Below are 15,042 nucleotides of genomic sequence, written 5' to 3'. Positions count from 1 at the left end.
TACCTTTTCCAGTATCCCGCTATCGTCAACGCCTGATAAGCGGTTGAACTTTATTATCAATAGCTTCCCGCGCACGGAAGATACGTGAACGTACGGTACCTACCGGGCAATCCATGATGGCCGCAATCTCTTCGTAACTCAGGCCATCCAGTTCCCGCAAGGTAATGGCCATACGTAAATCTTCCGGAAGCGCCTCAATGGTACGGAAAACTATTTGTCTCAGTTCTTCTGACAACATTAAGTTCTCAGGGTTCGAAATTTCTTTCAGTGCGCCGCCACTTTCGAAGTTTTCCGCATCAATAGCGTCCACATCGCTGGAAGGCGGCCTGCGCCCCTGGGCGACCAGGTAATTTTTTGCTGTATTAACAGCAATTCGGTACAGCCAGGTATAAAAAGCACTATCCCCCCTGAATGAATCAAGCGCGCGATAGGCCTTTATAAATGACTCTTGTACGACATCGGGCACATCGCCTGAAGGTACATAGCGGGAAACCAGACTCGCCACCTTATGCTGGTAGCGAACTACCAGTAAGTTGAACGCTTTCTGATCCCCTTTCTGTACCCTTTCGACAAGGACCTGATCCGTTAACTGCTCGCTCATCCGAGGTAATGTCTCCCCAAAACCAATTTCCACGCGTATCCAGAAACGCCACTCCAATACTGCACTATCATGAGCAAGCAGCCAATTAGAGAGCGGATAGGTTGTTAAGTTCCGTTACGCCTTTATTTTTGTACACCGTTCTACGAACTTTTCATTATGAATCATTATAAGTCTGCAAGCAGTGAACGATCCGTTTCTCAAAGAAAAGACCTTAAGATCGCCAGAGAGTAACGCAATAGCGCATTTTTTTCATCTTTAATAAGTGTTTGCTTCGCGCCCGCAACCTCCTTTTCTTTTAGCCTCGCGTTTAGTGCTAAATACAAAAAATAAAAAAACTTGCCATTAATTCACCTGAGAGTGCTATTCTCAGCATCAATGTTTAATATACTAAACACACTCTCATGAACACGACGACGGAATTTTCCTGTGATGTATTAGTGATAGGCAGCGGAGCGGCTGGTCTGTCGGTGGCGTTACGCATGGCTGCGCAACATAACGTCATCGTCCTGAGTAAAGGGCCGATAAACGAAGGCTCTACCTTGTATGCGCAAGGGGGGATTGCCGCGGTTTTTGATAAAACGGACAGCATCGCCTCCCATGTAGAAGATACGCTGATTGCCGGCGCCGGTATTGTTGACCGGCAAGCGGCGGAGTTTGTCGCCAGCCATGCGCGATCGTGTGTGCAGTGGCTTATCGACCAGGGCGTCTGCTTTGACACCGAGGTGGCTGAAAACGGCGAAGCCAACTATCACCTTACGCGGGAAGGCGGACACAGCCATCGTCGCATTCTTCACGCAGCTGATGCCACCGGTAAAGCAGTAGAAAATACGCTGGTCAGTAAAGCGATTAATCACCCCAACATTCGCATACTGGAGCGCTGCAACGCAGTGGACCTGATTATTTCAGACAAAATCGGTCTCCCTGGCGCTCGTCGCGTTGTCGGCGCATGGGTATGGAACCGCAACCAGGAGCGCGTCGTCACCTGTCAGGCTAAAGCCGTTGTGCTGGCAACCGGGGGCGCATCAAAGGTTTATCAATATACGACCAACCCGGATATTGCTTCTGGTGATGGCATTGCGATGGCCTGGCGAGCGGGCTGCCGGGTAGCAAACCTGGAGTTCAACCAGTTTCACCCAACAGCGTTGTTTCACCCGCAGGCGCGTAACTTCCTGCTGACCGAGGCGCTACGGGGAGAAGGCGCGCATCTCAAGCGCCCTGACGGTACGCGCTTTATGCCTGACTTTGACGCCCGCGGCGAGCTGGCTCCACGGGATATCGTCGCGCGCGCTATCGATCATGAGATGAAGCGGCTGGGCGTTGAGTGTATGTATCTTGATATCAGCCATAAACCGGCAGAATTTGTCCGCCATCACTTTCCGATGATTTATGAAAAATTGCTCGGGCTGGGTATTGATTTAACCAAACAGCCGGTGCCGATTGTTCCCGCTGCGCACTATACCTGCGGCGGCGTGATGATTGATAAGCATGGTCGGACAGATGTGGAGAGCCTGTACGCCGTTGGCGAGGTCAGTTACAGCGGCCTGCACGGGGCGAACCGTATGGCATCGAATTCACTGCTTGAATGCCTGGTCTATGGCTGGTCGGCGGCGGAAGATATCTCCCGGCGCATTCATGATATTCAGCCCGCTCCCACGCTACCGGCCTGGGACGAAAGCCGTGTGGATGACGCCGACGAGCGGGTTATTTTGCAACATAACTGGCATGAATTGCGGCTATTTATGTGGGACTACGTCGGAATAGTGCGCACCACCCGACGCCTGGAGCGCGCCCTGCGCCGTATCAGGCTGCTACAGCAGGAAATTGACGAGTACTACGCCAATTTCCGCGTCTCGAACAATTTACTGGAACTGCGCAACCTGGTGCAGGTGGCAGAGCTGATTGTTCGCTGTGCGATGCAGCGCAAAGAGAGCCGTGGCCTGCACTTTACCCTGGATTACCCGGCGCAGTTGCCGGACGCAGGCCCGACGGTGCTGACACCGCATGTCATCACATAAAAAGATAAAACGCCTGGGTCAGCGCGGTATAGCTCTGCGAATAGCGCTGATCCGGCCCACGGATCACCAGCCTGTCGAGGAAGACTTCCCCCGCTTTTGGCGAAAACGCCAGCAAAACGCGATGCGGCAGGCGGCTGTCGGTTTCGCTGACATCGGTGCGTAAACGCAGGTGCCAGCCCAGGCGCTGCGCTTTTTGCGTAAACGACTCGCCGGTTTCAATCGGTAGCACCACGCAGAAGTATCCCTCTTCGGTTATCAACATGGCCGCGGTTTCCAGTAACGCCTGGTGATCAAGCGTGGTGGTGTAGCGTGCGCGGTCGCGTTCCGGCGTAGCGCATTTCACGCCTTCATCGTAATAAGGCGGATTACTGACGATAAGATCGTAACGAACGGTCGTCTGCTGGCTCCACTGGCGAATATCAGCATGGTGAATATGAATACGTTGCGCCCAGGGCGAAGCCTGCGCATTTTCCTGCGCCTGCGCAGCGGCCTGCGCGTCAAGTTCCACCGCGTCAATAACGGCTTGCGCCGGTGTTCTTTGCGCCAGCATCAGCGCAAGCAGCCCGCTGCCGGTCCCGATATCCAGCACATGGCGAGCCCTGGCAACCGGCAACCATGCCCCCAGCATCACCCCATCCGTACCCACTTTCATGGCACAACGATCGTGAGCGACAAAAAATTCTTTAAAGGTAAAGCCGTCACGGCGCAACTGAGCCTTTGGCGAAAGCATTTCTCTAACCTCGAAACGGAAACAGGTTTAGCATAGGGGAAAGCGCAGCGCTGGAAAAGCGATAAGCAGACAACAGATGAAGATTGTAGCCGTAACGTCTATAATCAGCGCCCCACACAGAGGTAGACCATGACTGTAACGACTTTTTCCGAACTAGAACTTGATGACAGCCTGCTGGACGCGCTCCAGGATAAAGGCTTTACACGCCCGACCGCTATTCAGGCTGCTGCCATTCCGCCTGCGCTTGAAGGGCGTGATGTCCTCGGTTCTGCGCCAACCGGTACGGGTAAAACAGCGGCATATCTGCTGCCTGCGTTGCAACACCTTCTGGACTTTCCACGCAAGAAATCCGGTCCGCCGCGCATTTTGATCCTGACGCCAACCCGTGAACTGGCGATGCAGGTTGCCGATCACGCCCGCGAACTGGCAGCGCATACCCATCTGGATATTGCTACCATTACCGGTGGTGTTGCGTATATGAACCACGCCGAAGTGTTCAGCGAAAACCAGGATGTCGTGGTAGCCACCACCGGCCGCCTGCTGCAATATATTAAAGAAGAGAACTTTGACTGCCGCGCCGTTGAAACGCTGATCCTGGATGAAGCCGACCGTATGCTGGATATGGGCTTCGCGCAGGATATTGAGCATATCGCGGGCGAAACCCGCTGGCGTAAGCAGACCATGCTCTTTTCCGCAACGCTCGAAGGCGACGCAATCAAAGATTTTGCCGAGCGCCTGCTGGAAGAGCCGGTAGAGGTTTCCGCCACACCGTCCACGCGCGAGCGTAAAAAAATCCACCAGTGGTACTACCGTGCCGACGATATCGAGCACAAAACCGCACTGCTGGTGCACCTGTTGAAACAGCCGGAGACCAGCCGCTCAATCGTGTTTGTGCGCAAGCGTGAGCGCGTGCATGAGCTGGCAAACTGGCTGCGTGAAGCGGGGATCAACAACTGCTATCTCGAAGGCGAGATGGTTCAGGTGAAGCGTAACGAGGCCATCAAACGCCTGACTGACGGTCGCGTGAATGTGCTTATCGCAACCGATGTGGCCGCGCGCGGGATTGATATTCCTGATGTCAGCCATGTTTTTAACTTTGATATGCCGCGCAGCGGGGATACCTATCTGCACCGTATCGGGCGTACCGGTCGCGCGGGACGCAAAGGTACGGCGATTTCCCTGGTGGAAGCTCACGATCACCTGCTGCTGGGTAAAATTGGCCGCTATGTTGAAGAGCCGCTGAAGGCCCGTGTGATTGACGAGCTGCGGCCAAAAACCCGTACGCCAAGCGAGAAGCTCAAAGGCAAGCCGTCGAAAAAAGCGCTGGCGAAGCGTGAAGAGAAGAAAAAAGAGAAAGAAAAAGAGAAGCCACGGGTGAAAAAACGCCACCGCGATACCAAAAACATCGGTAAGCGCCGTAAACCAAGCACCAGCGGTAACGAACAGCAAAATACCGAAGAGTAAAAAAAACGCCGGGGTTTCCCGGCGTTTTGCTGTGTGTACCTGAAAATTACAGGCTTTCGGTAAAAGTACGAGCGATAACGTCGCGCTGCTGTTCCGGGGTCAGTGAGTTGAAACGTACAGCGTAGCCGGATACACGGATGGTCAGCTGCGGATATTTTTCCGGATGCTCTACCGCATCAAGCAGCGTTTCACGGCGCAGTACGTTTACGTTCAGGTGCTGACCGCCTTCCACGCGCACTTCCGGTTTCACTTCCATCGGAATTTCGCGGTATTCGATATCACCCAGTTTGCTGACGGAAACGACTTCATCTTCTGCAAAGTCACCTTTTGCACATACGCAGCGCGCTTCGCCTTTTTCATTGTCGAGCAGCCAGAACGAATTTAACAGGTTGTCGTTTGCTGCTTTAGTAATCTGGATACCAGTAATCATAATTAGCCTCCCTCAGGCACGATATCTATTTGGCCGTTCAAAACTGGCCAAATGGTAAAACCAATGTTGTCTGCTTGTTTATATACCAGCCTGACACCCACCATTCTTTGATTTAAATCAATAAAAACCACACCACAAAAAGGGTGATAGGGGAAATTTCTTGTTTTATATCAAGTTACGCAGCCGCGCAGATTTGCCAAAAAGTGTAAATTTTCAAAAAAATTTGAGCGGCATGTCAGCAAATTTTGTTCTGCTGAAATAAGCAGTTAAGCTAGACGGAACAAACTTCGCAGGAGAGCGGGATGACCACATCACAAACATGGCATGACGTGCTGGCAGACGAAAAACAGCAACCTTATTTCATCAACACCCTCAGCACGGTTGCCGCAGAGCGTCAGTCCGGCGTTACCATCTACCCACCGCAAAAGGATGTGTTTAACGCTTTTCGCTTTACCGAACTGGGCGATGTCAAAGTCGTGATCCTCGGGCAAGACCCGTATCACGGCCCCGGCCAGGCGCACGGCCTGGCGTTTTCTGTGCGACCTGGTGTGGCAATTCCGCCTTCGCTGTTGAATATGTATAAAGAGCTGGAGAACACCGTGCCGGGTTTTGTTCGCCCGAATCATGGCTATCTTGAAAGCTGGGCGCGCCAGGGCGTACTGCTGCTCAACACCGTACTAACGGTACGCGCCGGGCAGGCGCACTCACATGCCAGTCTTGGCTGGGAAACATTTACCGATAAAGTGATAAGCCTTATCAATACGCATCGCGAAGGCGTGGTGTTTTTACTCTGGGGTTCGCACGCGCAGAAAAAGGGCGCCATTATTGACGGTTCCCGCCACCACGTACTGAAAGCGCCTCACCCGTCACCGCTCTCAGCGCACCGGGGCTTCTTTGGCTGTAATCATTTTGTACTGGCGAATCAGTGGCTGGAACAGCGAGGGGAAAAACCGATTGACTGGATGCCGACATTACCGGCTGAGAGTGAGTAACAAAAAAGGCCGGGTGTAGTACCCGGCCTTCATTTTATGCTTTGTTCTGACGCCACCACTGCGCGAGCAGTACGCCGGTGGCAACGGAGACGTTGAGGCTTTCAACGTTCCCGGTGCCATCAATAGAGACGCTCAGATCAGCGCTGGCCAGCGCCGCATCGGACAGGCCATCACGCTCCTGGCCTAACACCAGCACCATTTTTTTCGGCAGCTCCGCTTTAAACAGCGACATGCCTTTATGGCTAGAGGTCGTTACCAGGGCATAGCCTGCCTTGCGGAAATCTTCCAGCGCATCCATAAAGCTGTCGCCAGTAATAGCCTGCACATGCTCAGCGCCGCCTTCTGCCGTACGGACTGCCGCGCCAGACTCGATCACCGCCGCGTCCTGCAACACCACGCCTTTCACGCCAAAGTGCGCGCAGCTACGCATAATTGCGCCGAGGTTATGCGGGTTGCCGACATCTTCCAGCGCCAGCACACAATCTTCTTCGCCTGCCTGCGCAACCCATTGATCCACGCTCATGCCGTTGCGTTTTTTAATCAGGAAGCAAACGCCACCGTGGTGCTCGGTGCCGGACGCTTTCTCCAGCTCGGCTTCATCCACCACATGGTAAGCTTTGCGGTTCGCGGCCATCCAGCGCAGCGCTTCTTTAAAACGCGGCGTGACGCTTTGTACAAACCAGGCGCGAACAATCGACTCCGGACGGCTGCTGAACAGCGCCTGGCAGGCATTTTCCCCATAGACGCGGGTCTCTTCGGCGCGCTGGCGACGCAGCACTTCCGGGTCGATAAAGCTTTTACCACTGATACCGCCGTGGTCCGGTTTTGCCGGTGCCTCATCGCCCGGCGCACGGGAGACGGTACGCCACGGGGAATCGTTACGTTTGTTGAAATCGTCGCGTTGCGGACGACTTCTGTCATCGCGGGAGGGGCGACGGCCACCGTCGGCACGAGACGATCCGCTACGCCCTGCCCCTTTCCCGGTACGCGGGTTATGGGTACGTTTATCGGAATCATCATCACTGCGGACATACATCACTCTGACCTTGCCGCTTTTGTTCTTTAATTCATCGTTCATGCTTTTCTCCACCAGCGCTGCGCGAAGCGCGCAGATTACCTGATGTCCCTGCGCTTCGCCATTAATTCATTCAAAAGCTCTCGACTATCGTATTCATTGAACAAAACACATTGTCGTTTAAAACCTTCTTATCAATAATATGTAACATCAAAGAAACAAATCGGCGAAACGCCGCTCTGTACCATCGCTTTCCTGAGGTTAGTTATGAATACCGTATGTGCAAGCTGTCAGGCGCTGAACCGCATTCCCGAAGAAAGAGTGAACGATGCTGCCAAATGTGGACGCTGTGGGCATGAATTATTCGCCGGAGATGTCATCAACGCAACTGACGAAACGCTGGATAAATTATTAAAAGACGATCTGCCCGTGGTGGTGGATTTCTGGGCGCCGTGGTGCGGCCCGTGCCGCAGCTTCGCGCCTATCTTTGAAGATGTGGCGGAAGAACGCAGCGGTAAAATCCGTTTTGTGAAGGTGAATACTGAAGTCGAGCGCGAACTGAGCGCGCGCTTTCGTATTCGCAGTATTCCGACCATTATGCTGTTCAAAAATGGCGAAGTGGTCGATACGCTCAGCGGCGCAGTGCCAAAAGCGCCTTTCGATAGCTGGCTGAACGAATCACTGTAAACCTGCCGGGGCGCATCTTGTGCCCCGTTTTCGCCTCTGCGACAATAGCCTTTTTCCAGTGCCTCTTTTCATGACTAATAACGCTGTCCTTACACTTCGTGCTGAGCGCCTTGCCCGTTCGACGCGCCCGTTCCTTGCGCGCGGTAACCGTATCCGCCGTTGCCAGCGCTGCCTGCTCCCGCTCAAACAGTGTTTGTGTGACACCATTACGCCTACCGCCGCGCGCAGCCGCTTTTGCCTGGTGATGTTTGATACCGAGCCAATGAAACCCAGCAATACCGGGCGACTGATAGCAGACGTGCTGCCCGATACGTTAGCCTTTCAATGGTCACGCACGGCACCGCCGCAGGCGCTTATCGATTTATGCCAGAGCGATGAGTACCAGCCTATCGTGGTGTTTCCGGCCTCGTACGCTGGCAGCGAACGACAGGTATTAAGCGCACCGCCGCCGGGTAAACCGCCGCTTTTTATTATGCTGGATGGCACCTGGACGGAGGCGCGTAAGATGTTTCGCAAAAGCCCGTGGCTCGACGCGCTACCGGTTATTTCTGTCGATCTCTCCCGCGTGTCGGCGTACCGCCTGCGCATTGCCCACAGCGAAGATCAATACTGCACGGCAGAGGTGGCGATCGCCTTGCTGGCTCTGGCTCAGGATACGCTTGCGGCCCAGGCGCTTGGCGAGCATTTTGTTCTGTTTCGTGAGCGCTATCTGGCAGGCAAGCCTCATCATCCGGCCGCCATCACAGCAATATCAACAGAAAACGTTTAAAATCTTCTGGTCACTCTTTTGTGGAGGCCGGTATGAGCCAACGAGGGCTGGAAGCGTTACTGCGTCCGAAATCTATTGCGGTGGTGGGCGCATCGATGAAAAAGGATCGCGCCGGTTATTTTATGATGCGCAACCTGTTGGCGGGCGGTTTCGACGGGCCGGTGCTGCCCGTCACGCCATCCTGGAAAGCGGTACAAGGCGTGCTGGCCTGGCCGGATGTCGCCAGTTTACCGTTCACGCCGGACCTGGCCGTACTCTGCACCCATGCCCGGCGCAATCTGGAACTGCTTGAGGCGCTTGGGCAAAAAGGGTGCAAAACCTGCATTATCCTCTCTGCGCCTTCTGAACAGCATGCAGATTTGCTGGCCTGCGCCGGTCGTTACCAGATGCGCCTTCTTGGGCCGAACAGCCTTGGTTTGCTGGCCCCCTGGCAGGGGCTGAACGCCAGTTTCTCTCCGGTGCCGATTACCCGTGGTAAGCTGGCGTTTATCTCTCAGTCTGCCGCCGTTTCCAATACCATCCTTGACTGGGCGCAGCAGCGCGAGATGGGTTTTTCCTATTTTATCGCCCTCGGTGACAGCCTCGATATTGATGTCGACGAGTTGCTGGACTATCTCGCGCGGGACAGTAAAACCAGCGCCATTCTGCTCTATCTGGAGCATTTAAGCGACGCCCGGCGGTTTGTCTCTGCTGCACGCAGCGCGTCACGCAATAAACCGATACTGGTTATCAAAAGCGGCCGCAGCCCACAGGCACAGCGGCTGTTACACTCACACGCGGGCCTCGACCCGGCCTGGGATGCGGCCATCCAGCGCGCGGGGTTGCTGCGGGTGCAGGATACCCATGAACTCTTTTCGGCGGTTGAAACCCTCAGCCATATGCGGCCATTGCGCGGTGAGCGGTTAATGATTATCAGTAATGGCGCAGCACCGGCGGCGCTGGCGCTGGACGAGCTATGGTTGCGTAACGGAAAGCTGGCGACGCTCAGCGACGAGACCGTGTCGGCGCTACGTAGCGCATTGCCAGAGTCGGTGGATGCGGGAAATCCGCTGGACTTGCGCGATGACGCGAGCAGCGAACGGTATATTGCAGCTCTGAATGTTTTACTCGATAGCCAGGACTTCGACGCTTTGCTGGTTATCCATGCTCCAAGCGCCGTGGCTCCCGGTAGTGAAAGTGCGCTGGCGCTGATCAATGCCCTGAAGAAACATCCGCGTGGTAAATACGTCACCGTGCTCACCAACTGGTGCGGCGAGTTTTCCTCCCAGGAAGCACGACGCTTCTTTAGCGAAGCCGGGCTGCCCACCTATCGCACGCCGGAAGGCTCCATCACCGCCTTTATGCATATGGTGGAGTATCGCCGCAACCAGAAACAGCTACGTGAAACGCCTGCCCTGTCGCTAAATCTGAACGAAGATACCGCCGAGGCGCATAACCTGCTGCGTCAGGCGATAACCGAGGGCGCGACCACCCTGGATACCCACGAAGTCCAGCCTATCCTGCGGGCCTGGGGGCTACAAACTCTGCCAACGTGGATTGCCAGCGACAGCGCCGAAGCGGTGCATATCGCAGAGCAGATTGGTTATCCGGTGGCGCTGAAATTGCGCTCGCCCGATATTGCGCACAAATCAGAGGTTCAGGGTGTGATGCTCTACCTGCGCACCGCGAAAGAGGTACAGCAGGCCGCCGACGCAATCATCGATCGTGTAAAAATGAGCTGGCCACAGGCGCGCATTCAGGGCTTACAGGTGCAGAGCATGGCGAATCGCGCGGGCGCGCAGGAGCTACGGGTGGTCGTTGAGCACGATCCGGTGTTCGGTCCGTTGCTGATGCTGGGCGAAGGGGGTGTGGAGTGGCGCGCGGAGAATCAAGCCGCCGTTGCGCTGCCGCCGCTGAATATGAACCTGGCGCGCTATCTGGTGATCCAGGCTATCAAAAGCAAAAAGATCCGCGGGCGTAGCGCGTTACGTGCGCTGGATATCGCCGGGCTGAGCCAGTTTCTGGTGCAGGTTTCAAACCTGATAGTCGATTGCCCGGAGATAGAGCGTCTTGATATCCATCCGTTGCTGGCCTCCGGCAGCGAATTTATCGCGCTGGATGTGACCATGACGGTGGCGCCCTGCACAGATAGCGGCGAATCCCGGCTGGCCATTCGTCCCTATCCGCAAAATCTGGAAGAGCACGTCGTGATGAAAAACGGCGAACAGTGCCTGTTTCGTCCGATTCTTCCGGAAGATGAACCTCAGCTACAGGCGTTTATCGCGCAGGTGACGAAAGAAGATCTTTATTATCGCTACTTTAGTGAAATAAACGAATTTACCCATGATGATTTAGCGAATATGACGCAGATCGACTACGATCGGGAAATGGCCTTCGTGGCTGTTCGCCAAACGGGTAGCGGTGAGGAAATTTTGGGAGTGACTCGCGCTATCTCCGATCCGGACAATATCGATGCAGAGTTCGCCGTACTGGTGCGCTCTGATCTGAAAGGACTTGGGCTTGGGCGGCGCTTACTCGAAAAGCTTATCAGTTATACGCGAGATCACGGACTTAAGCGCTTAAATGGCATTACGATGCCAAACAATCGCGGCATGGTAACACTTGCGCGAAAACTGGGATTTGACGTCGATGTTCAGTTGGAGGAAGGGATCGTCGGGTTATCGCTTCAGCTGGATCGGATGGAAGAATTCTGAGTAAGGTACTGGAAATGTTGACCACTTTAGCAGGCACAGTGTTATTATTGTCCGCTTATGTCGTCTGCATGGTACAGAAGACCCTTTATTAAACAGAGAAGAAACGCACTGTGATGTTGTCAAAATTTAAGCGTAATAAACATCAACAACACCTTGCCCAACTACCCAAGCTTTCTCAATCAGTTGATGATGTAACCTTTTTCTATTCGCCCGCGGAATTCAGGGAGACGCTGCTGGAAAAAATAGCCAGCGCCACGCGTCGCATAACGATTATCGCCCTGTATCTGGAGCAGGACGATGGCGGGAAAGGCGTCCTCAACGCGCTGTATGACGCTAAGCGCCAACGACCAGAGCTGGAAATCTGCGTTCTTGTCGACTGGCATCGCGCCCAGCGTGGGCGTATTGGTGCCGCCGCCTCAGACACGAATGCCGACTGGTATTGCCGCCTGGCGCAGGAAAATCCTGGCGTCGCGGTTCCGGTATACGGTGTGCCGGTCAACACCCGTGAAGCCCTCGGCGTACTCCACTTTAAAGGTTTCATCATTGATGACAGCGTGCTGTACAGCGGCGCGAGTCTGAATGACGTCTACCTGCATCAGCACGATAAGTACCGCTACGACCGTTACCAGGTGATTCGTAACCCTCAGATGGCGGATGTGATGCAAAGCTGGGTGGAACAGAACCTGATTCAGGGGCGCGGAGTTAATCGTCTTGATAACCCGGAGCGGCCAAAAAGCCCGGAAATCAAAAACGATATTCGCCTTTTTCGCCAGGCGTTGCGCGATGCCACGTTCCATTTCGCGGGCGATGCGAACAATGACCAGCTGGCTGTCACCCCGCTCGTTGGTCTGGGGAAATCCAGTCCGCTGAACAAAACGATTTTCCACTTAATGCCCTGTACAGAGCATAAACTCACCATTTGCACGCCTTATTTCAACCTGCCAGCGGTGCTGGTGCGCAATATTATTCAGCTACTGCGTGAAGGCAAAAAAGTTGAAATTATCGTGGGTGATAAAACGGCGAATGATTTTTATATCCCCGAAGATCAACCGTTTAAAATTATCGGTGCTTTGCCCTACCTTTATGAGATCAACCTGCGTCGTTTCTTAAGCCGCCTGCAATATTATGTGAATACCGATCAGCTGGTGGTACGTTTATGGAAAGATGACGACAACAGCTATCACCTGAAAGGGATGTGGGTGGATGATGAATGGATCCTGCTGACAGGGAATAACCTGAACCCGCGCGCGTGGCGACTGGATCTGGAAAATGCCGTGCTGATCCACGATCCTAAACATGAGTTAACCGCGCAGCGAGAGAAGGAACTGGAACTTATTCGCACACATACGACTGTTGTGAACCACTATCGCGATCTACAGAGTATCGCTGACTATCCGGTCAAAGTGCGCAAGTTGATCCGTCGTCTGCGCCGTATCCGTATCGATAAACTAATTAGCCGTATTCTCTGATACCTGCGCCTCGTCCTCCTGACGGGGCTTTTTTTCGGGCTTCGTGATGAAATATCTTTGGCTGGCAAGCGCATTGTTATTAACAGGCTGTAGTCATATGGCAAATGATAACTGGAGCGGGCAAGATAAAGCACAACACTTTATTGGCTCGGCGATGCTTTCCGCAGCCGGTAATGAATACGCGCAGCATCAGGGAATAAGCCGCGATCGCAGTGCGACCATTGGCGTCATGTTCTCCCTGAGTCTGGGGGCATCAAAAGAGCTGTGGGACAGCCGCCCGACAGGAAGCGGCTGGAGCTGGAAAGATTTTGTATGGGATGTCGCCGGTGCCACGACGGGTTATACCGTGTGGCAACTGGCGAGGCATTAAAGACGGATCCCCTTTCCTTTGCGGTGCAGTTTCAGCGAGACGAGAAACGCGATTGCACCCATAACCGTTACATACCAGAAGAAGGCCGTTTCAAATCCTACCGATTTCAGGGAAAGCGCAACGTATTCAGCGGAGCCACCAAACAAGGCATTAGCAACCGCATAAGATAGCCCCACCCCTAATGCCCGTACCTGTGCCGGGAACATCTCAGCCTTAAGAATACCGCTTATCGAGGTGTAGAAGCTGACGATCACCAGTGCAACCATTACCAGGCCAAATGCCGCGTAAGGTGAGGTCACGCTATGCAGAGCGCTCAGGACCGGTACCGTACATAGCGTTGCCATCCCGCCAAAAATCAACATCGACGTGCGGCGACCAATCTTATCCGAGAGCGCGCCGATCGCGGGCTGAAGCAGCATAAAGACAAACAGCGCAACGGTCATGATCACGCTGGCGACATTGGCATGCATACCGGCAGTATTGACCAGATACTTTTGCATATAAGTAGTGAATGTATAAAAAGTCAAAGAACCGGCAGCGGTAAAACCGAGCACCATCAGAAAGGCATTGCGATTGCGCCACAACCCTTTCATCGATCCGGCTTCTTTCAGCGCGCGTACTTCTTGCTGCGAGGTTTCATCCAGCTGACGGCGCAACCAGAGCGCAACGATTGCCAGCACAGCACCGATAGCAAAAGGAATACGCCAGCCCCAGCTGCGAAGCGCTTCATTGTCGAGTACCTGTTGCAGAATAACGACGACCAGCAGCGCCAGCAACTGCCCACCAATCAGGGTGACATACTGGAACGATGCATAAAAACCTTTGCGACCTTCGACTGCCACTTCACTCATGTAAGTGGCGCTGGTGCCATACTCTCCCCCAACGGAAAGCCCCTGAAACAAGCGCGCCAGCAATAGCAAAGCCGGAGCCCAGGTGCCTATAGTGTCATAACCAGGTAAACAGGCGATGACCAGCGATCCGAAGCACATCATGCATACCGAGATAAGCATAGATGTTTTGCGCCCGCGACGGTCAGCGATGCGCCCAAACAACCAGCCGCCGATTGGCCGCATTAAAAAACCAGCAGCAAAAACGCCTGCGGTCTGTAATAACTGGGTTGTCGTATTTCCTGCCGGGAAAAAGATATGGGCGAAGTAGAGAGAGCAAAAGGAATAAACGTAAAAATCAAACCATTCTACAAGGTTACCGGATGAGGCGCCGATGATTGCCCACACCCGACGGCGAGTATCGCTACTGGTAAGCGATGCGTCCGTTGTCATACTGCTTTCGGCCATACGAATGATACTCCTGCGGTGAGCGTCCTTGTTCACTGTTATACGAGGAGGGAAATGTTACATATATGTTATAAACAAATAGTGACAAAGATCACATTTCTGGCTGGCAGGAAAAGGTTTTCGGAATATGTCGGAGCCGGAAGGAAGAACTGTCGTGGCTGCAAACTTCTTTCTGATATGGCTTAAGAGAGTAATTTATTATTCAAAACCTGGCTGTTACCGCATCAGGTGAATATGCGTCGCTGCCGTTTTAAGGCTGCGCGTATTCATGCGATTTTATAGTTCAGGACACGGAAAACGATCGTTTAGCAGGTAAAGCAGACATAAAAACAGAGAAGACAAAAAGCAAAAAACCCCGGCTTTGCGGTCGGGGTTCTTCGTTATCTGATGCCTGGCAGTTCCCTACTCTCGCATGGGGAGGCCCCACACTACCATCGGCGCTACGGCGTTTCACTTCTGAGTTCGGCATGGGGTCAGGTGGGACCACCGCGCTAGTGCCGCCAGGCAAATTC

The 15,042-nt window shown here is 53.9% G+C and carries 13 protein-coding genes and 1 rRNA gene; 8 read left to right on the top strand and 6 right to left on the bottom strand.

The window, feature by feature from the left end; genetic code table 11:
- Window positions 1-25: 25 nt before the first annotated feature.
- Window positions 26-601 (bottom strand): RNA polymerase sigma factor RpoE, encoded by a 576-nt coding sequence (gene rpoE, locus ACTU3N_RS11120; protein ID WP_095282946.1) that lies wholly within the window; start codon window positions 599-601, stop codon window positions 26-28.
- Window positions 602-1,002: 401 nt separating this feature from the next.
- Here rpoE and nadB point away from each other — a divergent pair, with 401 nt between their 5' ends.
- Window positions 1,003-2,616 (top strand): L-aspartate oxidase, encoded by a 1,614-nt coding sequence (gene nadB / locus ACTU3N_RS11115; RefSeq protein WP_443086195.1) that lies wholly within the window; start codon window positions 1,003-1,005, stop codon window positions 2,614-2,616.
- Here nadB and trmN read toward each other — a convergent pair.
- Window positions 2,609-3,346 (bottom strand): tRNA(1)(Val) (adenine(37)-N(6))-methyltransferase TrmN, encoded by a 738-nt coding sequence (gene trmN, locus ACTU3N_RS11110; RefSeq protein WP_443086194.1) that lies wholly within the window; start codon window positions 3,344-3,346, stop codon window positions 2,609-2,611. The genes nadB and trmN overlap by 8 nt on opposite strands.
- 129 nt (window positions 3,347-3,475) lie before the next feature.
- Between trmN and srmB the strand changes: the two genes are divergently transcribed.
- A complete protein-coding gene (gene srmB, locus ACTU3N_RS11105) occupies window positions 3,476-4,810 on the top strand; it encodes an ATP-dependent RNA helicase SrmB (protein ID WP_443086193.1) in 1,335 nt (444 codons plus the stop codon).
- Window positions 4,811-4,856: 46 nt separating this feature from the next.
- On the opposite strand, the gene grcA is transcribed toward srmB, so the two are convergent.
- The gene (gene grcA / locus ACTU3N_RS11100; protein WP_443086192.1) at window positions 4,857-5,240 is read right to left on the bottom strand and encodes an autonomous glycyl radical cofactor GrcA; all 384 of its coding nucleotides are present in this window, start codon (window positions 5,238-5,240) and stop codon (window positions 4,857-4,859) included.
- A gap of 302 nt (window positions 5,241-5,542) precedes the next feature.
- Here grcA and ung point away from each other — a divergent pair, with 302 nt between their 5' ends.
- Window positions 5,543-6,232 (top strand): uracil-DNA glycosylase, encoded by a 690-nt coding sequence (ung, locus tag ACTU3N_RS11095; RefSeq protein ID WP_443086191.1) that lies wholly within the window; start codon window positions 5,543-5,545, stop codon window positions 6,230-6,232.
- A 34-nt stretch (window positions 6,233-6,266) separates the two neighbouring features.
- On the opposite strand, the gene ACTU3N_RS11090 is transcribed toward ung, so the two are convergent.
- Window positions 6,267-7,310: a tRNA/rRNA methyltransferase gene (locus ACTU3N_RS11090; protein WP_443086190.1), complete on the bottom strand. Its 1,044-nt coding sequence runs from the start codon at window positions 7,308-7,310 to the stop codon at window positions 6,267-6,269.
- 204 nt (window positions 7,311-7,514) lie between these two features.
- Between ACTU3N_RS11090 and trxC the strand changes: the two genes are divergently transcribed.
- From trxC to ACTU3N_RS11065, 5 genes are all read left to right on the top strand, one after another.
- On the top strand, window positions 7,515-7,934 hold the full coding sequence (gene trxC / locus ACTU3N_RS11085) for a thioredoxin TrxC (protein ID WP_443086189.1): 420 nt from the start codon (window positions 7,515-7,517) through the stop codon (window positions 7,932-7,934).
- A gap of 70 nt (window positions 7,935-8,004) precedes the next feature.
- On the top strand, window positions 8,005-8,703 hold the full coding sequence (locus ACTU3N_RS11080; RefSeq protein ID WP_443086188.1) for a tRNA-uridine aminocarboxypropyltransferase: 699 nt from the start codon (window positions 8,005-8,007) through the stop codon (window positions 8,701-8,703).
- A 32-nt stretch (window positions 8,704-8,735) separates the two neighbouring features.
- Complete coding sequence (locus tag ACTU3N_RS11075; RefSeq protein ID WP_443086187.1) at window positions 8,736-11,396, top strand: bifunctional acetate--CoA ligase family protein/GNAT family N-acetyltransferase; 2,661 nt, start codon at window positions 8,736-8,738, stop codon at window positions 11,394-11,396.
- A 113-nt stretch (window positions 11,397-11,509) separates the two neighbouring features.
- The gene (gene pssA, locus ACTU3N_RS11070) at window positions 11,510-12,865 is read left to right on the top strand and encodes a CDP-diacylglycerol--serine O-phosphatidyltransferase (protein WP_443086403.1); all 1,356 of its coding nucleotides are present in this window, start codon (window positions 11,510-11,512) and stop codon (window positions 12,863-12,865) included.
- A 46-nt stretch (window positions 12,866-12,911) separates the two neighbouring features.
- Window positions 12,912-13,235, top strand: coding sequence for a YfiM family lipoprotein (locus ACTU3N_RS11065; protein ID WP_443086186.1), 324 nt, complete (start codon window positions 12,912-12,914; stop codon window positions 13,233-13,235).
- On the opposite strand, the gene ACTU3N_RS11060 is transcribed toward ACTU3N_RS11065, so the two are convergent.
- Both ACTU3N_RS11060 and rrf read right to left on the bottom strand, forming a co-directional pair.
- On the bottom strand, window positions 13,232-14,530 hold the full coding sequence (locus tag ACTU3N_RS11060; RefSeq protein ID WP_443086185.1) for an MFS transporter: 1,299 nt from the start codon (window positions 14,528-14,530) through the stop codon (window positions 13,232-13,234). The genes ACTU3N_RS11065 and ACTU3N_RS11060 overlap by 4 nt on opposite strands.
- A 389-nt stretch (window positions 14,531-14,919) precedes the next feature.
- Window positions 14,920-15,035, bottom strand: a 5S ribosomal RNA gene (gene rrf, locus ACTU3N_RS11055).
- Window positions 15,036-15,042 lie beyond the last annotated feature (7 nt).

This window comes from Vagococcus sp. WN89Y, from assembly GCF_052220145.1.
Lineage (GTDB): Bacteria > Pseudomonadota > Gammaproteobacteria > Enterobacterales > Enterobacteriaceae > Kosakonia.
Note: the sequence above shows the minus strand (reverse complement) of the source record. Positions and strands in the feature narration are given on the sequence as shown.